Below are 20,353 nucleotides of genomic sequence, written 5' to 3'. Positions count from 1 at the left end.
GGAACGCGGCAGACGTGCGGGCCGGGCCCCGCGACGCCGCGGCGATCCACCCGGCAGACCCTAGAGTCGGGCCGTGCTGATCGGGATGGTGGCGGCGCTCGGCGCGGCCGTGTGCTTCGGGGTGGCGTCGGTCCTGCAGGCCATGGGGGCGCGGTCGGCGGCGCCCGGCAGCGGGTCGGGGGTGGACACCCGGCTGCTGGCGGGCGCGGTACGGGAACGGCGGTACGCGGCCGGGCTCGGCCTGGACACGGCCGGGTTCGCCCTGGAGCTGGTGGCTCTGCGGAGCCTGCCGATCTACGCGGTGGGCGCCGCGCTGGCGGCCGGCCTCGCGGTGACGGCGGTGACCGCGAGCCGTCTGCTGGCGGTCCGGCTCGGCGGCCGGGAGCGGGCGGCGGTCGGCGTGGTGTGCGGCGGGCTGGCGCTGCTGGGGCTGGCCTCGGGAAGCGAGGGCGGCGGCCACGGCGGCGGCCCCCTGCGCTGGAGCACCCTCGCGGCGGCCGTCGCCGTACCCGCGCTCGGCGCGGCGGCCGGCCGGCTGCCCGGGAGGGCGCGGGCCGCGGCGCTGGGCCTCGGTGCCGGCCTCGGCTTCGGTGTGGTCGAGGTGGCGGTCCGCCTCATCGGCGCCCTGCGCCCCGCGGCGCTCCTCGCCGACCCCGCGCTGTACGCCCTGCTGCTCGGCGGCGCCGCGGCCTTCCTGCTGCTGACCTCGGCGCTGCGGCGGGGCTCGGTCACCGCGGCGACCGCCGGCATGGTGATCGGCGAGACGGTGGGCCCCGCGCTCACCGGCGTCCTGGCCCTCGGCGACCGCACCCGCGACGGCTGGGCTCCCGCCGTCGTCACGGGCTTCCTCCTCGCCGTCGTCGGCGCCCTGGCCCTGGCCCGCTTCGGCGAGCCCGCCGCGCCCACGGCACCCGCGCCGTGACACCGCCCGGATTCCACCCGTAAGGGGCCCCGCCTCCTTGACGGAACCCCTCACCGGACCCGGACCGGGGCCGTCGGATCAAGCCCGGCCGCCCATACGCCGTCCCGCGCCCGACCGGCCGCAGCTCCCTCACACCGCTCGGCCCCGGCGGCCCTCCCGGACACCGGAGGGGCCGCCGGGCGCCGCCCGGCGAGAAGGGCCGTGTCTCAGATCAGCCCCAGCGCCCGCACCGCGTCCCGCTCCTCCTCGAGCTCCTTGACCGACGCGTCGATCCGCGTACGGGAGAACTCGTTGAGGTCCAGGCCCTGGACGATCTCGAAGCCGCCGTCCTTGGTGGTGACCGGGAAGGAGGAGATCAGGCCGACCGGGACGCCGTAGGAGCCGTCGGAGACGACGCCCATGGAGGTCCAGTCGCCGTCGGCCGTGCCGTTGACCCAGGTGTGGACGTGGTCGAGGGCGGCGGACGCCGCGGAGGCGGCCGAGGAGGCGCCGCGGGCCTCGATGATGGCCGCGCCGCGCTTCGCCACGGTCGGGATGAAGGTGTCGGCCAGCCACTGCTCGTCGTTCACGACCTCGGCGGCGTTCTTGCCGGCGATCTCCGCGTGGAAGATGTCCGGGTACTGGGTCGCCGAGTGGTTGCCCCAGATGGTGACGCGCCGGATGTCGGAGACCTGCGCGCCGGTCTTCTTCGCCAGCTGCCCGATCGCCCGGTTGTGGTCCAGCCGGGTCATCGCGGTGAAGCGCTCGGCCGGTACGTCGGGGGCCGCCGACCGGGCGATGAGCGCGTTGGTGTTGGCCGGGTTGCCGACCACCAGCACCTTGATGTCGTCGGCCGCGTGGTCGTTGATCGCCTTGCCCTGCGGCTTGAAGATGCCGCCGTTCGCCGAGAGGAGGTCGCCGCGCTCCATGCCGGCGGTGCGCGGGCGGGCGCCGACCAGGAGGGCCACGTTGGCGCCGTCGAAGGCGTGGTCGGGGTCGTCGCTGATGTCGATCCCGTGCAGCAGCGGGAAGGCGGCGTCGTCGAGCTCCATGGCGGTGCCTTCGGCGGCCTTGAGTCCCTGCGGGATTTCCAGGAGCCGGAGGTTCACCGGGACGTCCGCGCCGAGCAGGTGGCCCGAGGCGATGCGGAAGAGGAGGGCGTAGCCGATCTGGCCGGCCGCTCCTGTGACGGTGACGTTGACGGGGGTGCGAGTCATTGCCTTCTCCTGGCCTTTTCCTGCGGGTAGCGGGTATCCGGTCGCCCCGGCAGTGGCCCAGGCGGCCCCTAACGTGGATCTCTCGGCGTCAAGAGAGCCGTCCGCCAGGTTATCGCGCGTGGGCACGGGCGTTCACGCGCGGGTCTGTGGCCCCGGTCACCGCTCCGGGCCGGGCGGGCCGGTCCCGGTCGGACCGCCGCGCCGGACACGGCTGACGCGTCGTCGGAGGCGCGACCGGACGGCCCGTCAGCCGATGCAGATGCCGAGCAGGTTCAGCAGGCACTGCCTGGTCGGCGTCGGCGTCGGGGCGGGTGTCGTCGGCGGCGGCGTGGTGGCGGACGGGCTGGGCTCGGCGGACGGTGTGCCGCCGCCCGACGGCGTGGCGTTTGCCGGGGGGGTTGTGGTGACGGCTCCGGGACCGGCGGGGTCCGTGCCCGGTGCGGTGCCGGAGCGCGCGGGCGGGGTCGTCGCAATCACGGACGGCCGCCCGCCGGGCGTGGCGGGCGTATCCGTGGCGGAGCCGGCCGGGGCGGGGGCGGAGCGGACGGGCACGGCGCTCGTACCGCCGGACCCGGGGGCGGCCTGGGCACCGGACGGGCGGCCCGGCGCGTCCTGGGAGGCGACCGGGCCGGACGGGGTCGGCCCCGCCTTCTCAGCCGGCGAGCGGCCGGTGCTGGTGCCCGCCGTCAGCAGCACCGCGGCCAGCGCGGCGGCGGCCAGGATCCCGGCGGAGGCCAGCAGCAGCATCCGCCGCCTGCGGCCGGGCAGCCCGTCCTCGGCGCTCAGCGGGTCCAGCGGGTCCGGGTAGGGCACGGGTCTGCCGCGTCCGCGCTCGCCCGCGGTCTCGGCGAGCCGCCACAGCGCCCGGACCCGGTCGTAGTCGGCGCCGCTGGCCTGGGCCAGTACCTCCACGGCGTCCAGCGGCGGCAGCTGCTGTCCGGCCAGGGCCCGTTCCCAGGTCTCGGCGGACTGCGCGGTCTTGGCCGCGAGCCCCGGTACGGTCAGCCCGCTGCGGTCCTTCATCCGCCGCAGCTGCGTGACAAAGCGCCGCATGTCCAACGGAATGCGGACCGCCAACGGCTCCCACTGGCCCACGACGTACCCCTTGCGTGCTGCCGACACCTGCGCCGGTCCCACGCTAGAACGTCAGTGCCCCCCTCGGAGGACTTTCCGGTCAACCCACCGCAAGAAGTGCTCGGCCTGCTATACGGCCCACCGCCGGGCCGCACCGCCCAAACCCACCGCCCGGACCCACCGCCCGGACCGCCGTCCGGACCGCCGTCCGGACCGCCGTCCGTGGCCCGCCGCCCGAGCCGGACGGCCGAGCCCCGGCGCGAGCCCGCGCCGCCCGCGACGGGATCAGCGGACGGAGAAGTGGATGATGTCCTCCAGGAAGGGGATCCGGATCAGCGGGTCGGGCTGCACCATCAGCGCGAGCAGCACGATCGCCAGGCCCAGTACGCCGTAGGTGATCACGTCGGTGAAGCGGCTGCGGACCGCGAGCATGCCGACCCTGGCCAGGCCCCAGCGCAGGACCGCGCCGACCAGCAGCGACCCGCCGATCACCAGGGTGCCGGGGCGGAAGGAGCCGGCCGCGGTGATCAGCAGGCCGAGCACGACACCGGTGATGACCAGCAGGATCGGCCACTGCCGGGCGGGGGCCGGCGCGTCACCGCCGGCCGAGGGGCCGCCGCCCTCGGGGCGGGGGGTGCCGGTGGTGACGGACGGCCGGCCGCCGGGCTCGCGCGGTTCGCGGGCGTGCCGCCGGACGGGTTCCGCGGCGGGGACACCGCCGGCCGGGACCGCGCCGGGACCGGCCGCGTCAGCCGACACGGTCGGCCGCCTGCCCGGAGGCGGCGGCCGCCTCGGCCGCCGCCACGACGTTCAGCAGCAGCATCGCCCGCGTCATCGGCCCCACACCGCCGGGGTTCGGCGACAGCCACGCCGCCACCTCGGCCACGCCGGGGTGGACGTCGCCGACGATCTTGCCCTGCTCGTCCCGGCTGACGCCGACGTCGAGCACCGCGGCGCCCGGCTTGACGTCCTCCGGCTTGACGATGTGCGGCACCCCCGCCGCGGCCACGACGATGTCCGCCTGCCGCAGCTGGGCCGACAGGTCGCGGGTGCCGGTGTGGCACAAGGTCACCGTGGCGTTCTCCGACTTGCGGGTCAGCAGCAGGCCGATCGAGCGCCCGACCGTGATGCCGCGGCCGACCACCACCACGTGGGCGCCGTCGATGCCCACGCCGTGCCGTCGCAGCAGCTCCACGATGCCGTTGGGGGTGCAGGGCAGCGGCCCGGTCTCGTTGAGCACCAGCCGGCCCAGGCTCATCGGGTGCAGGCCGTCCGCGTCCTTGGCCGGGTCCATCAGTTCCAGCACCCGGTTGGTGTCGATGCCCTTGGGCAGCGGCAGCTGGACGATGTAGCCGGTGCACTCGGGGTTCTCGTTCAGCTCGCGGACCACCGCCTCGATCTCCCCCTGCGTGGCGGTGTCCGGCAGCTCGCGCTGGATGGAGGCGATGCCCACCTGGGCGCAGTCGCGGTGCTTGCCCGCCACGTACCACTTGCTGCCCGGGTCGTCGCCGACCAGCAGGGTGCCGAGGCCGGGGGTGATCCCGCGGGCCTTGAGGGCGGCCACGCGGGTGGTGAGCTCGGACTTGATCGCAGCGGACGTGGCCTTGCCATCGAGAATCTGGGCGGTCATGCCCCCATCCTCGCCGATCCGGCCCGCGGCCGACCAATCAGCCCACCATGCGGCCACCGGGCCGTCCCCGTTATGTTTTTCGCGGTCCTGCAAGAGGACCGCTGGCCTCCGGGCCGGGCCGCCCCGCCCAACCCACCGCCCGGCCGCCCAACCCACCGCCCGGCCGGCGAACGCGCCGCCCGGCCGCCGCCTCGGGCGGGGCACCCGGGAAGCGGACCCTAACCGTCCGTCCCGCGGACCATGCTGACCCTTGCGCACGGCAGGGCCGGGGCCGGACGATGTCCCGCGGCGCCTGATAAATCCGCTGATACCACTGATGCGACCCGGTTGCCGCTCCCGCGCCCGTCCGTCCTCTCCGCCGAAGGAACACACACCCCGTGAGCCAGCCCCCCGGCGTTCCCGACCCGTACGGCTATCCGCAGCTGCCCTACCCGCAGGGACCGGGACCGTACGGCCCGCCGCAGCCGCCCTACGGCTACCAGCCGCCGTACGGCTACCAGCAACCGCCGTACGGCGGCTACGGCTACGCCCCCGGGCCCGGCGGCCCGCTGCCCGGGATGCCGCCGCTGGCGAGCTGGGGCGCCCGGGTGGGCGCGACGCTGCTCGACGGGCTGATCGTGCTGCTGGTGCCGGTGGGCCTGCTGCTCGCGGGCTACGGCCGGTGGATCGCCAAGAGCGTGGAGCGGCTCAACGACTGCGACAAGCTGGGCATATCCGGCGACGCGTGCCCGACCCCGCACATGCCGGGCTCGTCGGTCGCGCTGATCGTCATCGGCAGTGTGCTCAATCTCATCGGCGGCCTGTGGCTGTGCTACCGGGTGGGCCGCACCGGCCAGACCCCCGGCAAGCGCATCGTCGGCATCCGGCTGCTGAAGGAGTACGACGGCTCGACCCTCGGTTTCGGGCTCGCCTTCGGCCGGCAGCTGCTGCACGTCCTGGACGGCTTCTGCTACATCGGCTACCTGTGGCCGCTGTGGGACGCCAAGCGGCAGACCTTCGCCGACAAGATCGTCAAAAGCGTGGTCATCAAGGACCCCAACTGAGCGCTGCGGCAGGACGGGCAGGGCCGGACCCCCGCTGCCGGGGTCCGGCTGCCCGTGCGACGGCCCGGCTCGGCCCCGCTCGGCCCCGCTCGGGCCCGCTCGGGCCGCGGTACCCCGGCGCCCGCCCGCCCGCGCGCCTCAGTGGAAGAAGTGCCGCGTCCCGGTGAGGTACATCGTCACGCCCGCCTTGGCCGCAGCCTCCACCACCGCCTCGTCGCGGATCGAACCGCCTGGCTGGACCACCGCCGTGACACCCGCCGCGGTCAGCACCTCCAGGCCGTCGGGGAAGGGGAAGAACGCGTCGGAGGCGGCGTACGACCCGGCCGCCCGCTCGGCGCCGGCCCGCGCCACGGCGAGCTTGGCGGAGTCCACCCGGTTGACCTGTCCCATGCCGACGCCGACGGTCGCGCCGTCTTTGGCCAGCAGGACCGCGTTCGACTTCACCGCCCGGCAGGCCCGCCAGGCGAACGCCAGCTCGGCCAGCCCGGCGGCCGGCAGCGGCTCGCCGGTGGCCAGTACCCAGCTCGCCGGGTCGTCGCCGTCGGCCTGCAGCCGGTCCTTGACCTGGACCAGCGCGCCGCCCTCGATCGGCCGGTACTCGGTGGTCGCGGCCGGCGCGGCGGCGCAGCGCAGCACCCGGATGTTCTTCTTGCGGGCCAGCACCTCCACCGCGCCCTCCTCGTAGGCGGGGGCGACGATCACCTCGGTGAAGATCTCCGCGACCTGCTCGGCCAGCGCCACCGACACCGGCCGGTTCACCGCGATGACCCCGCCGAACGCGGACAGCGGGTCGCAGGCGTGCGCCTTGCGGTGCGCCTCGGCGACGTCGGACCCGACCGCGATCCCGCACGGGTTGGCGTGCTTGATGATCGCCACGCAGATTTCGTCGTGGTCGTAGGCGGCCCGGCGGGCGGCCTCGGTGTCCACGTAGTTGTTGTACGACATCTCCTTGCCGTGCAGCTGCTCCGCGCCGGCCAGGCCGACCCCGGTGCCGTCGGTGTAGAGCGCGGCGCCCTGGTGCGGGTTCTCGCCGTACCGCAGGGTGTTCTGCCGGGTGTACGTCACGCCGGTGAAGTCCGGGAAGGCACTCTCGCCGTCGGCCGCGTAGCCGTCGGCGAACCAGGACGCCACGGCCACGTCGTAGGCGGCGGTGTGCTGGAACGCCTCGGCGGCCAGCCGCTTGCGGGTGGCCAGGTCGAAGCCGCCGCCGGCGGCCGCGGCCAGCACGTCGGGATAGCGGGCCGGGCTGGTGACGATGGCGACCGAGGGGTGGTTCTTGGCGGCGGCGCGGACCATGGAGGGGCCGCCGATGTCGATCTGCTCCACGCACTCGTCGTCGCCCGCACCCGAAGCGACCGTCTCGCGGAACGGGTAGAGGTTCGACACGACCAGCTCGAACGGCTCGATGTCCAGCTCCGCCAGCTGCCGCCGGTGGTCCTCCAGGCGCAGGTCGGCGAGGATGCCGGCGTGCACCCGCGGGTGCAGCGTCTTGACCCGGCCGTCCAGGCACTCCGGGAAGCCGGTCAGCTCCTCGACCTTGGTGACCGGCACCCCGGCGGCGGCGATCCGCCCGGCCGTGGACCCGGTGGAGACCAGTTCCACGCCCGCCTCGTGCAGGCCGCGGGCCAGTTCCTCCAGGCCGGTCTTGTCGTAGACGCTGACCAGCGCGCGGCGGATGGGCCGCCTGCCGTCCGACCCGTTCGTACCGTTGGTGACGTCGGCGCTCATGCCGGGATCCGTACCTTTCGTCCTTCGATGCGGTAGCCGTCGCGTGACAGCCGCCCTACTACGTCGACGAGCAGTCGTCGCTCGACTTCCTTGATGCGCTCGTGGAGCGCTTCCTCCGTGTCGTCCGGCCGGACGTCGACCACGCCCTGGGCGATCACCGGGCCGGTGTCGACGCCGTCGTCCACGAAGTGGACGGTGCATCCGGTCACCTTGGCGCCGTAGGCGAGCGCGTCGCGGACGCCGTGGGCGCCGGGGAAGCTCGGCAGCAGCGCGGGGTGGGTGTTGACGAACCGGCCGCCGAACCGGGCCAGGAACTCCCGGCCGACGATCTTCATGAAGCCCGCGGAGACCACCAGGTCGGGTTCGTACGCCGCGGTGGCCTCGGCCAGGGCCAGGTCCCAGGCGGCGCGGTCGGGGTGGTCCCCGACCTTCACCACGAAGGTGGGCAGGCCCGCCCGCCCGGCCCGTTCCAGACCGGCGATGCCGTCGCGGTCGGCGCCGACCGCGACGACGGCGGCCCCGTATCCGGGGTCGGCGGCGACGGCGTCGAGCAGAGCCTGCAGATTCGTACCCGAACCGGAGACGAGGACGACGAGGCGGGCGGGGGTGCGGGCGGCCACGGGCGGCTCTCTCGGTCTCTGCGCGGGGGCGGTGCGGGAACGCGGGTGCGGGCTGGCTGGGATGCGGTGGGCGTGCTGGCTGGGGCACGGCTCGGCGTGCGACCGTGTCCCCCGTGGTTTCGGAGGATCGTATGAGGCGGGGGCCGCTCGGGTTGCGGGGAACCCTACGAGGCCGCCGACCGTCAGCAACGATACCGGCACTCCGGACGGCCCCCGCGGGACGGGGGAGCGCGCGGGCGGTAGCGTCTGCCGGGAGACGGTTGGCCCGTGCACTCGTCGCGCGGGCCGGGACCGCGCGAAACGCAGGCGGCAACCGGGTGCATTCAGAGGAGTCGAGCCCAAGGGGATGGCGCATCACATCATGAGCAGCGGACGTATGCACATCGTGCTGCGCGCGCCCGAGGGCGATCAGCGGGACGACCCGTTCGCGCCGCCTCCCGAGGGGGCGCCGGACCGGCCGTGGCAGCCGCGCGGGCCGGAGGGAGCCGGGCCGGGGACGGGTGGGCAAGGTCACAACGGAGGTCAGGGGCAGGGCGGGGGCAACGGCGGAGGGCAGGGTCAGGGCGGCCACGACGGGCACGGCGGGCCCGGTGACCACAGCGGGCCGGGCGGGCACGGTCCGGACGGGCACAGCGGCCATGACCACAGTCCGGGCCCGTGGGCGCACGGCGGCCCGCCGGACCGGGGCACTCCCCCGCCGTCCGGCTGGGGCAGCCAGTGGAGCAGCAGGCAGCCGCAGTCCGGCCGGCCGGACCCGTTCGCCCGGCGCCCCGAGGGCGGGCCGACCGGCCCGCAGGGCACCGGCCCCAAGTTCGACCCCACCGACCCGGCGCACCGGCGGTCCCGCTACGCGCTGATGTCCGGCTGCTGGGGCCTGATCTTCGGCGCGGTCGGCTGGACCACGCTCGCGCTGCTGCTCGGCGCGCTCGCCCTGTACTGGGGCGTCAGCGCGCTGCGGATGTCCCCCGAGGAGCGGGCCAAGGCCCGCGCCGCCACCGCGTCCGCGCTGGCCGAGGCGTCCCAGACACCGCGCCCGGCGCCGCCCGCCCCGGGACCCGACGCCCAGCGGTCGTTCCTGACCGCGGCCTGGACCGGGATCGTCACCAGCGCCCTCGCGCTGGCCATCGTCGCGGCCACGTACGCCTTCCAGCTGGCCTACCGCGACTACTACACCTGCCGGTCGGACGCGCTGACGTCACCGGCGGCGCACGCATGCCAGAAGCTGCTGCCGGAGCCGTTCCGGGATCTGCCGACCTTCCGCGACTGAGGCCGCCCCGCCCCCGGTTGCGGGCGGCGGCGGTCCGGCTTTGACTCAGGACTGCACACCGCACGATGTGCACGCGGTCACCGCCGGAGGGAGTCACCCATGCTGTCGGCGCGCAGTCTGTTCACGGAGATCCTGGAGAACGACGAGTCGTTCGCGCTCTTCTGCTCGATCGCGGCCGGCGGGGAGACGCAGGGCGGCTGGGAGAACGGCCGGATCGCGGCGCTGGTGCCCGCCTCGCAGCGCGCGATGGGCCCGAAGATCGCCCGGCACGGCGCGGACGAGGACAAGCACGGGCGGATCTTCACCGCGCTGCTGCGCAAACGCGGGCTGGAAGCGGTGCCGGTGCCCCCGGACACCGACTACACGATGCTGCTGGAGAGCGCCGGGATCGGCCTCACCCACGGGCGGCTGCGGCAGGGCAAGCGGCTCGGCGAGCAGGACATCGTCACCTATCTGGCGCACAGCCGGGTGACCGAGCAGCGGGCGTCGGAGCAGATGCGGCTACTGCTCAAGCACTTCGGAGACCACCCGGAGCTGGGTCGGGCGGTCCGGGCGATCTCCCGCGACGAGGACAACCACCTCGCCTACTGCCACGAGGAACTCCTCCGGCTCGCCCGAGCCGGCCACGCCGGGACCATCCACCGGACGCTGCGCGCGTGCGCGCTGGCGGAGATCCGCGTCTACCGCGACGTCAGCCTCGCCGTGATGACCCACATGTCCCGCATCCTCGGCTGGCCCCGCCCGAAGTCCGCCGCCCTCGCGGCCGGGGTCCACGCTCTCCACGCCTACGAACGCGGGGGCGGCTGGCACCGCATGACGACGCTGGCCCTGCCGACCCACAACCTCGACGCCCTCGGCTCCCCGTCCCCGGCCCCGGCGACCTCCTGACCCCGGGGTTCCCCTGCGGGGCCCCCACGGGGTCGGGCCTGGCGGTCCGGCGCCCGGCGGCGCCCCGGCGGCGTGCCGGGCGGGTCGCGGGCCGTCAGGGCGACGCGGGGGGACGGGGAGGCTCGGCCGGTTCCGGCGCGGGAGCCGGTTCCGGCGCGGCGCGGAGTTCGTGTGCGGCGGCCGGAGGACCGGGCACCGGCGGGACGGACGACTCGGGCAGGGCTGATTCCGCGAGCGGTTCCGGCACGGCGAACGGCCCCGGCGCGGCGGACCGAGGGCCCGGCGCAGGCGACGCGGACGGCACGGGCAGGACCGAATCCGCAGACGGTACGAGCGACGCGAACGGCTCCGGCGCAGCGGGCCGTGCAGCCGGCGAGGCCGGCGCAGGCGACAGGAACGGCACCGAGGGCGGGACCGGTACGGACCGCCGCCCCACCGGCGAACCGCCCTCCTCCGACTCGGACGCCGGAAGAACCGGCTCGGCGAACGGAGAACCCGGCTCGGACGGCCGAGGCTGCGCCGATTCCGTGGACGGTACGAGCGGCGGGGCCGATTCCGGCTCGGCGGACGGCTCCGCCTCGGCCGACGGAAGGCCCGGCACAGCCAGAACGGTCGGCTCGCGCAGCGAGGACCGCACGGTTTGCGCGAACGGTACGCGCGGCACGGGTGCGGCCGGCCACGCGGCCGGTGGAGCCGCCTGGCCCGGGGGCTGCGGCAGGACCGGCGGGGGCGACAGGACCGGCGGGGGCGACCAGGTCGGTACGGACGGCGCCGGAGGCGTATCGCGGGCGTCGGGTGCGGGTGGCGGGAGGACCGGGTCGGCGGGGAGTAGCCGGGGCGGGGGCAGCGGGATGCGCCGGGGGTGGCGGGGGTGGACCGCGCGCCAGCGGACGGCGAGAGCGGCGGGAACGGCGACGGCGAAGGTCCAGGCGGCGGCTGCGGGGGCGGCGCGCCACCAGGTGGGGCCGAAGACGGACAGGCGGGCGGTGCCGAGCGGACCGCCGGACCAGGCCGCGAGGACGGCGAAGGCCAGGCCGGTGAACAGGGCCGCGGCCACGGCCATCAGGGCTGTGGGCACCGCCGGGCGGGCGCCTTTGCCGATGTACCGGCCGGCCGCGCAGGCGGCGAGCGCGGGCAGGGCGAGGGTCGCCCACTCGGGCCAGCCGCCCGCTCCCGGGCGGGGCAGCGCCCCCAACAGCGGGAAGTGGGGCAGCAGCACGTACCCCGAGGTACCCGCGGGGGCCACCGTGCTGCCCGTGCCGACGGAGAAGCCGACGCCGAGCGCGTAGCAGGCCCCCCATACCGCCAGGTTCGGCAGCAGCGCCATCGTGATCAGCAGCACCGCGAGCTGCCCCTCGAAGGGCCAGTCGGGCCGCCCGGGCACCGGGCCGGAGAAGGCCGTGTGCCACGCCAGCGAGATCCCGCCGAGCAGGGCGCCGCCACCGGCGAGGAGGCCCACCACCACTCCGGCCGCCCGCAGCGCGGCGCCCGCCTCCTCGACGCGCAGGCCGCCGAGGCCGCGCGGACCGCCGAGAAGACGGAGGACCCACAGGACGCGGAAGCGGCGGAGGATCCGGCGCCTGACCCGCCCGCGCGGCCCCGGCCACCCGCACCCCGCCCAGGCCCCGGAGCCGGCCGCCGCCGCCGCGAAGACGGGTACGTAGAGCGCGGTCGGCACCGAGACGTGCAGGGGTCCGCCCGCCGTGTAGGCGACCACGAGTACGACCACCGACAGGTACCCGGCGAGCACCCAGCCGGCGACGGCCACCGCCTCCCGCCCGCCCGGCTCGACCCGCCCGGGTTCCCCGGCCTGTCCGGCTCCTGCCAGGGACACCGCCGAGGGCGCCGTCGACGCCGCGGCCGAGGCGAACGTCGAGGCGACCGCCGCCGCCGTGGTCCGGTGGAGCAGGCACGCGGGCAGCGCGCTGAGCAGCAGCGGCGTGACCGCGACGGGCGCGGGGGCGCCGGAGAGCGTCGTAGTCCTGACGAGTTCGGCGCCCTGCGCGAGCAGCCACAGGCCGGCGCCGGTGTGCAGCGCGCCGTCGAGCCCGCTGTCCGGGTAGGGCAGCGCGATCCACAGCAGCAGGACGACCGCGGCGAGCAGGCCGAGGCCGAGGGTGGCGGCGGCCGCTCCCCCGGCGGCGGCGGACACCCGGCCGTCGGTCTCCCGCCCGGACGCCCGCGGTCCGGCGGCGCGGAGGGTGCCGGGGGCGTCCCGCGGGGCGGCGCCCGGGAACGGGACGGGGTCGCTGGTAGGGGTCACGGCGACCCATGGTACCAAGAACACCCGTTTTGCCCCGGGAAGAGGCGAATGGTCGACGTGTCGCCCACTATGGTCGCTATGCGTCTCATTTCCGGACCATACGTTGAGCATCTTTACGCACCAGGGCCGCCCGCACACGCGGGAGCCGCCCGGTGACGCCGGCGAAGCGGCCCGCCAGAACCGGCAGAGGTGGCGGCCCGGTCGACGGGGCCGGCGCCCCCCGTACCCCGAAGCCGCAGGCGCCGCCGGTACCGCAGGCGCCGCCGGTACCGCCGGCCGAGGACCTGGCGCGCACCCCGGCGCTCGACCCCATACCGGCCCGGCCGGTTGGACCGGAGCCCGAGGCGCGGCCGCGCGTCGCCGCCGCGCCCGGGTTGGCGAGCCCCACGCCGCAAAAGCGGGGGCGGGGTCGCGGACGGACGCCGGAAGGCGCGTTCGACGGGCTCTACCGGCACGCCGCCGGGCCGCTGACGCGCCAGGTCGAGGTCCTCACCGGCGATCCGTGCTTCGCCCGGCACGCGGTGACCCACGCCTTCGACCAGGCGTGGCAGCGGTGGCCCGAGGTGGCCGGGGACAGCGACCCGGTGGGGTGGGTGCGGGCGGCGGCGCACGAGTACGCGCTCGCGCCCTGGCAGCGCTGGACCCCCGGCCCCCGGCCGCGTCCCGGCAGCCCGCCGGAGCCGCTGGCGGCGGCGCTGCTCGGCCTGCCGTCCCGGCACCGCCGGGCGGTGCTGCTGCACGACGGGCTCGGACTGGATCTGCCCGCGACGGCGGCGGAGGTCGAGGCGAGCACCCCTGCGACGGCCCGGCGGATCACCCGGGCGCGGGAGGCGCTGGCCGAGGCCGTACCGGAGCCGGCCGACACCCTCCCGGCGCTGCTCGGCGCGCTGCTGACCGGCGCGCCGGAGCCGCCGGGCCGCCCGGCGGACGTCCGTGACGCCAGCGACCGCGGCGTGCGGCGGCGTACGGCCGGTGCGTTCGCGCTCGCCGGGGTGATGGCCGTCCTGACGACGGTGGCCGTCACACTCGGCCCGTCGGCCGCGTCGCACCCGCACCCGGCACGCCCCGACGTACCGCCGGCCGCGAAGCCGGTCCGGGACCGTACCGGCTGACCGGCCGACCGGCCGTTGCGGCGACCGGGCGGTCCGCATGACGGACGGCGGGCCCGTACCCGGGGCCTCCGGACCGGCAGCCACCCATCCGTACGCCACACGGCAAGCCCGCACGCCAAGCGGCCGGACCGACACCCACCGGCCCGTTCGCCACACGGCGGGCCCGCGCACCAGGCCGCCGGACCGACAGCCACCCACCCGTACGACGAACAACCGTCCGTACGACACACGGCGGGCCCGCTCGCCGGGAAGGCAGCGGGCCCGCCGTGGGGCGGAAAACGGGGGGGTCAGCCGGCGAGGATCGCTCGGGCCAGGCGCGCCGTCTCGGACGGCGTCTTGCCGACCTTGACGCCCGCCGCCTCCAGGGCCTCCTTCTTGGCCTGTGCGGTGCCGGAGGAGCCGGAGACGATGGCACCCGCGTGGCCCATGGTCTTGCCCTCGGGCGCGGTGAAGCCCGCCACGTAGCCGACGACCGGCTTCGTCACGTTCTTCTCGATGAAGGCCGCGGCCCGCTCCTCCGCGTCGCCGCCGATCTCACCGATCATCACGATCAGGTCCGTGTCGGGGTCGGCCTCGAACGCGGCGAGCGCGTCGATGTGGGTGGTGCCGATGATCGGGTCACCGCCGATGCCGACCGCGGACGAGAAACCGATGTCCCGCAGCTCGTACATCATCTGGTACGTCAGCGTGCCGGACTTCGAGACCAGCCCGATCCGGCCGGGCTTGGTGATGTCGCCGGGGATGATGCCCGCGTTGGACTGGCCGGGGGTGATCAGGCCGGGGCAGTTGGGGCCGATGATCCGGGTCTTGTTGCCCTTGGCCTGGGCGAGCGCCCAGAACGCGGCGCTGTCGTGGACCGCGACGCCCTCGGTGATGACGACCGCGAGCGGGATCTCGGCCTCGATCGCCTCGACGACCGCGTCCTTGGTGAACTTCTCCGGGACGAAGATCACCGTCACGTCCGCGCCGGTGGCCTCGATGGCCTCCTTGACGGTGCCGAAGACCGGTACCTCACCCTGCTCGAAGGAGACCGAGGTGCCCGCCTTGCGCGGGTTGACGCCGCCGACGATGTTGGTGCCGTCGGCGAGCATCAGGGTGGTGTGCTTCAGACCGGTGGCGCCGGTCATTCCCTGGACGATGACCTTGCTGTCCTTGGTCAGGAAGATAGCCATGGTTGTCGGTGTCCTCGTCCCTTACTTCGCAGCCAGCTCGGCAGCCTTGTCGGCCGCGCCGTCCATGGTGTCCACGCGCTGCACCAGCGGGTGGTTGGCGTCGGACAGGATCTTGCGACCCAGCTCCGCGTTGTTGCCGTCCAGCCGGACGACCAGCGGCTTGGTGACTTCCTCGCCCTTGGAGGCGAGCAGTTCCAGCGCCTGCACGATGCCGTTGGCGACCTCGTCGCAGGCGGTGATGCCGCCGAAGACGTTGACGAACACGGACTTGACGTCCGGGTCGCCGAGGATGATCTCCAGACCGTTGGCCATCACCTCGGCGGAGGCGCCGCCGCCGATGTCCAGGAAGTTGGCCGGCTTGACGCCGCCGTGCGCCTCGCCCGCGTACGCCACGACGTCCAGGGTGCTCATCACCAGGCCGGCGCCGTTGCCGATGATGCCGACCTCGCCGTCCAGCTTGACGTAGTTGAGGCCCTTGGCCTTGGCCTTGGCCTCCAGCGGGTTGGCGGCGGCCTTGTCCTCCAGCGCCTCGTGCGCTGGCTGCCGGAAGGCGGCGTTCTCGTCCAGCGAGACCTTGCCGTCGAGGGCGACGATCTTGCCGTCACCGGTCTTGACCAGCGGGTTCACCTCGACCAGCAGGGCGTCTTCCTTGACGAAGACGGTCCACAGCTGCTGCAGGACGTCGGCGACCTGGTCGGCGATGTCGGCCGGGAACTTCGCGGCGGCGACGATCTCGGCGGCCTTCTCCGGGGTCACGCCGTCCAGCGCGTCGACCGGGACCTTCGCCAGCGCGTCGGGGTTCTCCTCGGCGACGACCTCGATCTCCACGCCGCCTTCGACGGACGCCATGGCGAGGAAAGTGCGGTTGGTGCGGTCCAGAAGGAAGGAGACGTAGTACTCCTCCTTGATGTCCGCGGTCTCCGCGAGCATCACCTTGTGGACCGTGTGGCCCTTGATGTCCATGCCGAGGATGGCGTCGGCCTTGGCCACCGCGTCCGCCGGGTCGGCGGCCAGCTTGACGCCGCCGGCCTTGCCGCGTCCGCCGACCTTGACCTGCGCCTTGACGACCGCACGGCCGCCGAGTCGCTCAGCCACGGCGCGCGCCGCCTCAGGCGTGTCGATGACTTCACCGGCCAGCACCGGTACACCGTGCTTGGCGAAGAGGTCCCTCGCCTGGTACTCGAACAGGTCCACGCGCGTCCGTCTCCCTCTGGTCTGGATTTCCCCGGGGAGTCGGCCCCCGGGAACTCAGCGTCGCGCAAGCCGCTGCCGCCGGAAGTGGGGTACGGCGCTGCCGGCACGATCTGTGATCTGCCTGGGCGTGCCGCTACGGGCAGGGCGACTGCTGCACTGTCACAAGGAAGCGCACACGGTGACCGAGTACGCGGCATGTCCGCATTGCAGGTTATCGCCGTGCGCCGTGGGGGCCTAAATCGCAGCTCACATGCGGGCGGTGAGAACGGTCACAGACGTGCGGGTCACTTCTCCGGTATCGGCAGCGGGCGTTTCTCGATGGCGGCGGCCATCACTTCGGGGAAGAGATCGGGGGTGCAGGCGAAGGCGGGCGCGTCCAGGGCGGCCAGCGCCGCCGCGTGCTCCCGGTCGTAGGCGGGCGCGCCCTCGTCGGACAGCGCGAGCAGTGCCACGAACTGGACGCCGGACGCCTTCATAGCGGCCACCCGCTTGAGCATCTCGTCGCGGATACCGCCCTCGTAGAGATCGCTGATCAGGATGACCACGGTGTCCGCCGGACGGGTGATGAGCGACTGGCAGTACGCCAGCGCCCGGTTGATGTCGGTGCCGCCGCCGAGCTGGGTGCCGAAGAGCACGTCCACCGGATCGTCCAGCTGTTCGGTGAGGTCGACGACGGCGGTGTCGAAGACGACCAGCTTGGTGGCGATGGACCGCATGGAGGCGAGCACGGCGCCGAAGACGGAGGCGTAGACGACGGACGCGGCCATCGAGCCGGACTGGTCGATGCACAGCACGACGTCCTTCTTCACCGCCCGGTCCGCGCGGCCGTAGCCGATCAGCCGCTCGGGGACGATGGTGCCGTGCTCGGGCAGGTAGTGCTTGAGGTTGGCGTGAATGGTGCGGTTCCAGTCGATGTCGGCGTGGCGCGGGCGGCTGACCTTCGCGGAACGGTCCAGCGCGCCGGTCAGGGTGGCCCGCGTCCTGGCGGCCAGGCGCCGCTCCAGGTCCGCCACCACCTTGCGGACCACGGCCCGCGCGGTCTCCTTGGTGGTCTCGGGCATCACCCTGTTGAGCGACAGGAGGGTGCCCACGAGATGGACGTCGGCCTCCACCGCCTCCAGCATCTCCGGTTCCAGCAGCAGCGCGGACAGGCCGAGCCGGTCGATGGCGTCGCGCTGCATGACCTGGACGACGGAGCTGGGGAAGTACGTGCGGATGTCGCCGAGCCAGCGGGCCACCTGCGGGGCGGAGCCGCCGAGGCCGGCCGACCGGTCCGCGCTCCGGCCGCCGCCGGACGCGCCGCCGTACAGGGCGCCGAGGGTGCGGTCCATCGCCTCGTCCCGGCCGGTGAGTCCGCGGCCGGTGCCGTCGGCCTGCCCGCCGCCGAGGACCAGGCGCCAGCGGCGCAGGCGCTCGTCGGCGGAGGTGGTGGCGGTACCGGTGGTGGCGGCGGGGCCGGTGGCGCTCGCGGCGGCGGCGGGCGCTCCGGCAACCGGTGCGGTGTGCTGTTCGGTGTCAGGCATGGTGTTCGTCCCCCGGGGCGGGCAGGTCGGTCAGGTCGAGATCGGTCAGGTCGGTGGTCGTGGTGGCGCCGAGCAGGAGGCGTACGGTGCGCAGGGCCGCCGTCGCGCGGGCCGGGTCGAGTCCCGCGCCGAAACCGGGCAAGCCCGCCTCCGTACCGGTGTCCCGGCGGGGGGGCGCGGCCGGGCCGCGCCGCACCAGCTCGCCGACCGAACGCCGTACCCCGGGCTCGAACTCCGCGAACGTCCGCCGCAGCAGCGGCAGTACGTCAGTGAACGCCTCCCCCGGCACCCGGGCCAGCCAGCCGTCCACCAGTCCGAGCAGCCGCTCGTCGTGGAGGAGCAGCATCCCGCCGCCGGCCAGGAACCCCTCGACCCAGCCGGCCGCCTCCACCGGGCCGGTGCCGGGTGACAGCGCGAGCCCCATCAGCCGCGCGGCCTCCTCCGGCGCGAGCCGGCCCTCGTCGAGCAGCAGCCGGGCCGCGGCGCCGCGCAGCAGCCCGGGTATCGCCCCGTCCCGTTCGGCGAGCGCCCGCAGCATGGCGGCCCACCGCTCCCGCAGGTCGTACGGCGGCGGTACGGGGTCGGTACCGCCGAGCGGGACGGCTGTCGCGGCGGCCGGGGTCGGGATCGCCGTCAACGTCGGGATCGAGGTCGGATCAGCCGGGGCCGGATCAGCTGAGAGCGGTGCGGCAGGGGCGGCCGGGCGGACCGGGACCGGGGTGGTCGGGCCGGCCGGGAGGGTTTGACCGGGCGGAATGGCGGCCGGGCGGGCTGAAGCGGCGGGGGCGGCCGGGGCCGGCTGCGGAGCCGGTTCGGGGAGGAGGGCGATGGCCCGGTGGACCGCGTCCAGGTGAGTGCGGAGCGCGTTGGCGCCGTCGGCGTCCAGACCGACGCAGGCCGGGGGGAAGCCGACGCAGATCCGGCGGGCCAACCCCTCCGCGACCCGGCCGAGGGCGGCGGAGTCGGTGCCGCGGACGTCGCCGTAGCGGACCGCGCGGACCAGCGCGGGCAGCGCGGCGGCGAGGTGGGCGACGTCTGCGTCCAGCGCGGCCCGGTCGGCGAGTACCCGCATCACGGTGGGCAGCGCGCCGGACAGTCCGGCCAGCAGGCAGCGCTCGGCGACGGCGGTGACGTCGGCCAGCGCCGGGGCGTGCGCGGCCAGGTCCTCGGCGCGAGCGGTCGCCGCGGACTCCACGGTGGTGCCCCAGATCCCGGCCTCGGCGACCCGGATCGCCGACTCCGGTTCCCAGCGCAGCCGCCAGGTCTCCCGGAAGGTGCCCTTGCCGTCCCGGCCCGCGGCCGGCTCGCCCCACTCGATGCCGAGCAGCCGCAGCCGGTGCAGCAGCCTGCTGCGGGCGGCGTCGTTGTCCTTGCGCAGGTCCAGGTCCAGCTGCCGTTCCAGCGCCTCCGGCTTGAGCCGCAGGCCGCGCTGCTCCCGGGCCAGGTCGCGGGCGAGCGGCACCGCGGGCGCGTCCGGCGGCACCTCGCCGAGCACGTCCCCCACGACGAGCCGGTCCCGGATCAGCGCCAGTGGTACATCCGAGCCGTCGCACATCACCGCCCGGATCGCGTCGGTGGTCTCCCCGAGCCCGGCCAGCGGGCGGCCCCGCATCGAGGCGAGCGTGTCGGCGAGCCGCACCGCTTCGATGACGTGGGCGGAGGACACCGGGTAGTCCTCCTCGCGGAGCAGGCCGGCGACCTTGGTCATCCACCGGGTGACCGGGCGGTCCGGGGCGGCGAACAGGTGCCCGTACCAGCCGGGCGAGTCGATCCCGGCGCCGTAGCCGCTGGCCCGCGCCAGGCGCCGGTGCGTCCAGGGCACCCAGGTCGTCTCGACCCTCGCCCTGGGCAGACCCTTGAGCAGCCGCCGGTCTGCGGCGGCGGCCGTCCGCTCGGCCAGCGCCGGTACGTGCCAGGCCCCGCACACCACCGCCGTCCTGGCGTACGCGCGCCTGGCCTCCCGTACCCGCAGCCGCATGTGGGCCTCCCGCAACGGGTCCTGAGGACGGCCGCCGTCGCCGTACGTCCCCCGGACCGCCGCCATCGCCTCGGCCAGCGCGGCGAAGGGCGCCAGCGCGTCCCCGTCCGCCCCGCCGCCCCGGTGCTCCACGGCGTCCTCCCACCACCGCTCCGGATCGTCGTATCCGGCGGTCTCGGCCAGCACGGCCAGCGGGTCCACCCGCACGGCCGCCGCCTCGGGGGCCGGCGGCTGGTCGGCGGACGGCTGGTCGGCGGGGGGCGCCGTGCCGTCCTCGGGCGGGAGAAGGCCGGCGGGCGGCGGCTCCTCCTCCTGGGCGCGCAGGGCGAGGGTGTTCGCGGCGGGCAGGTCGATGAAGCGGACCGCCGCCCCGGCCTCGGCCGCCCACCGCATCGCCACCCACTCCGGCGAGAACTCCGCGAACGGCCAGAACCCGGCCCGCGCCGGGTCGTCGACCACGTGCGCCAGCAGCGCCACCGGCGGACGCATCGCCGGATCGGCGGCCAGCGCGGTCAGCGCGTCGGCCTCCGGCGGCCCCTCGATCAGGACGACCTCGGGCCGGTACGCCTCCAGTGCCGCCCGCACCGCCCGCGCGGATCCGGGCCCGTGGTGCCGGACTCCGAGCAGGACCAGGTCCGCGGCGGCACCCGACGGTGCGCCGCGGCCCGGCGCGGGCGCGGGCGCGGCCCCGGCCGCCCGGCCGCCACCCGTGTCCGTGCCCGTGTCCCCGGTCGTCGCGGCGG

General features: G+C 75.4%; 16 protein-coding genes. 5 read left to right on the top strand and 11 right to left on the bottom strand.

What is annotated here, in order from left to right; all coding sequences use genetic code 11:
* The first annotated feature begins 85 nt into the window (after nt 1-85).
* A complete protein-coding gene (locus RLT57_RS18835) occupies nt 86-922 on the top strand; it encodes a hypothetical protein (protein WP_311300766.1) in 837 nt (278 codons plus the stop codon).
* Nucleotides 923-1,128: 206 nt separating this feature from the next.
* Here the strand turns inward: RLT57_RS18835 and RLT57_RS18830 are convergent, their stop codons facing one another.
* The 4 genes from RLT57_RS18830 to RLT57_RS18815 all read right to left on the bottom strand — a co-directional run bounded on the left by RLT57_RS18830 (nt 1,129) and on the right by RLT57_RS18815 (nt 4,822).
* Nucleotides 1,129-2,118, bottom strand: a complete 990-nt coding sequence (locus RLT57_RS18830; RefSeq protein ID WP_311298562.1) for a malate dehydrogenase — start codon at nt 2,116-2,118, stop codon at nt 1,129-1,131.
* Nucleotides 2,119-2,364: 246 nt separating this feature from the next.
* On the bottom strand, nt 2,365-3,240 hold the full coding sequence (locus tag RLT57_RS18825) for a helix-turn-helix domain-containing protein (RefSeq protein WP_311298561.1): 876 nt from the start codon (nt 3,238-3,240) through the stop codon (nt 2,365-2,367).
* 237 nt (nt 3,241-3,477) lie between these two features.
* On the bottom strand, nt 3,478-3,951 hold the full coding sequence (locus tag RLT57_RS18820) for a DUF3017 domain-containing protein (RefSeq protein ID WP_311298560.1): 474 nt from the start codon (nt 3,949-3,951) through the stop codon (nt 3,478-3,480).
* A complete protein-coding gene (locus RLT57_RS18815) occupies nt 3,941-4,822 on the bottom strand; it encodes a bifunctional methylenetetrahydrofolate dehydrogenase/methenyltetrahydrofolate cyclohydrolase (RefSeq protein WP_311298559.1) in 882 nt (293 codons plus the stop codon). The genes RLT57_RS18820 and RLT57_RS18815 overlap by 11 nt, the downstream gene beginning before the upstream one ends.
* 377 nt (nt 4,823-5,199) lie before the next feature.
* On the opposite strand from RLT57_RS18815, the gene RLT57_RS18810 reads away from it, so the two are divergent.
* Nucleotides 5,200-5,865 carry an RDD family protein gene (locus RLT57_RS18810; RefSeq protein WP_311298558.1) on the top strand — a complete coding sequence of 222 codons (666 nt, stop codon included), beginning with the start codon at nt 5,200-5,202 and terminating at the stop codon, nt 5,863-5,865.
* 138 nt (nt 5,866-6,003) lie between these two features.
* Here RLT57_RS18810 and purH read toward each other — a convergent pair whose 3' ends face one another.
* Together purH and purN are read right to left on the bottom strand one after the other, a co-directional pair.
* Complete coding sequence (purH, locus tag RLT57_RS18805) at nt 6,004-7,593, bottom strand: bifunctional phosphoribosylaminoimidazolecarboxamide formyltransferase/IMP cyclohydrolase (protein WP_311298557.1); 1,590 nt, start codon at nt 7,591-7,593, stop codon at nt 6,004-6,006.
* Entirely contained in the window at nt 7,590-8,213 is a 624-nt protein-coding gene (purN, locus tag RLT57_RS18800) for a phosphoribosylglycinamide formyltransferase (RefSeq protein WP_311298556.1), read from the bottom strand. The genes purH and purN overlap by 4 nt, the downstream gene beginning before the upstream one ends.
* Nucleotides 8,214-8,559: 346 nt before the next feature.
* Here purN and RLT57_RS18795 point away from each other — a divergent pair, with 346 nt between their 5' ends.
* Entirely contained in the window at nt 8,560-9,480 is a 921-nt protein-coding gene (locus RLT57_RS18795; RefSeq protein WP_311298555.1) for a hypothetical protein, read from the top strand.
* 99 nt (nt 9,481-9,579) lie between these two features.
* The gene (locus RLT57_RS18790; protein WP_311298554.1) at nt 9,580-10,368 is read left to right on the top strand and encodes a ferritin-like domain-containing protein; all 789 of its coding nucleotides are present in this window, start codon (nt 9,580-9,582) and stop codon (nt 10,366-10,368) included.
* Between the two features lie 94 nt (nt 10,369-10,462).
* Here the strand turns inward: RLT57_RS18790 and RLT57_RS18785 are convergent, their stop codons facing one another.
* Nucleotides 10,463-12,631, bottom strand: a complete 2,169-nt coding sequence (locus RLT57_RS18785; RefSeq protein ID WP_311298553.1) for a cell division protein PerM — start codon at nt 12,629-12,631, stop codon at nt 10,463-10,465.
* Nucleotides 12,632-12,783: 152 nt separating this feature from the next.
* Here RLT57_RS18785 and RLT57_RS18780 point away from each other — a divergent pair, with 152 nt between their 5' ends.
* Nucleotides 12,784-13,743 carry an RNA polymerase subunit sigma-70 gene (locus RLT57_RS18780; RefSeq protein WP_311298552.1) on the top strand — a complete coding sequence of 320 codons (960 nt, stop codon included), beginning with the start codon at nt 12,784-12,786 and terminating at the stop codon, nt 13,741-13,743.
* Nucleotides 13,744-14,030: 287 nt separating this feature from the next.
* On the opposite strand, the gene sucD is transcribed toward RLT57_RS18780, so the two are convergent.
* From sucD to RLT57_RS18760, 4 genes are all read right to left on the bottom strand, one after another.
* The gene (gene sucD, locus RLT57_RS18775) at nt 14,031-14,915 is read right to left on the bottom strand and encodes a succinate--CoA ligase subunit alpha (protein WP_311298551.1); all 885 of its coding nucleotides are present in this window, start codon (nt 14,913-14,915) and stop codon (nt 14,031-14,033) included.
* A 21-nt stretch (nt 14,916-14,936) separates the two neighbouring features.
* Nucleotides 14,937-16,109 (bottom strand): ADP-forming succinate--CoA ligase subunit beta, encoded by a 1,173-nt coding sequence (sucC, locus tag RLT57_RS18770; protein ID WP_311298550.1) that lies wholly within the window; start codon nt 16,107-16,109, stop codon nt 14,937-14,939.
* A 284-nt stretch (nt 16,110-16,393) separates the two neighbouring features.
* Nucleotides 16,394-17,632: a VWA domain-containing protein gene (locus tag RLT57_RS18765; RefSeq protein WP_311298549.1), complete on the bottom strand. Its 1,239-nt coding sequence runs from the start codon at nt 17,630-17,632 to the stop codon at nt 16,394-16,396.
* Entirely contained in the window at nt 17,625-20,195 is a 2,571-nt protein-coding gene (locus RLT57_RS18760) for a DUF5682 family protein (protein ID WP_399128962.1), read from the bottom strand. Before RLT57_RS18760 ends, RLT57_RS18765 begins: the two co-directional genes overlap by 8 nt.
* Nucleotides 20,196-20,353 lie beyond the last annotated feature (158 nt).

The sequence above is a fragment of the Streptomyces sp. ITFR-21 genome (assembly GCF_031844685.1).
Lineage (GTDB): Bacteria > Actinomycetota > Actinomycetes > Streptomycetales > Streptomycetaceae > Actinacidiphila.
This window is presented reverse-complemented; position numbering and strand designations above follow the sequence as displayed.

What these genes read in the sequence shown, in the direction of transcription:
- RLT57_RS18835 (WP_311300766.1), top strand. Translation starts at nt 86, where the DNA reads ATGGTGGCGGCGCTCGGCGCGGCCGTGTGCTTCGGGGTGGCGTCGGTC.
- RLT57_RS18830 (WP_311298562.1), bottom strand. Translation starts at nt 2,118, where the DNA reads ATGACTCGCACCCCCGTCAACGTCACCGTCACAGGAGCGGCCGGCCAG.
- RLT57_RS18815 (WP_311298559.1), bottom strand. Translation starts at nt 4,822, where the DNA reads ATGACCGCCCAGATTCTCGATGGCAAGGCCACGTCCGCTGCGATCAAG.
- purH (WP_311298557.1), bottom strand. Translation starts at nt 7,593, where the DNA reads ATGAGCGCCGACGTCACCAACGGTACGAACGGGTCGGACGGCAGGCGG.
- RLT57_RS18795 (WP_311298555.1), top strand. Translation starts at nt 8,560, where the DNA reads ATGGCGCATCACATCATGAGCAGCGGACGTATGCACATCGTGCTGCGC.
- RLT57_RS18790 (WP_311298554.1), top strand. Translation starts at nt 9,580, where the DNA reads ATGCTGTCGGCGCGCAGTCTGTTCACGGAGATCCTGGAGAACGACGAG.
- sucD (WP_311298551.1), bottom strand. Translation starts at nt 14,915, where the DNA reads ATGGCTATCTTCCTGACCAAGGACAGCAAGGTCATCGTCCAGGGAATG.
- RLT57_RS18765 (WP_311298549.1), bottom strand. Translation starts at nt 17,632, where the DNA reads ATGCCTGACACCGAACAGCACACCGCACCGGTTGCCGGAGCGCCCGCC.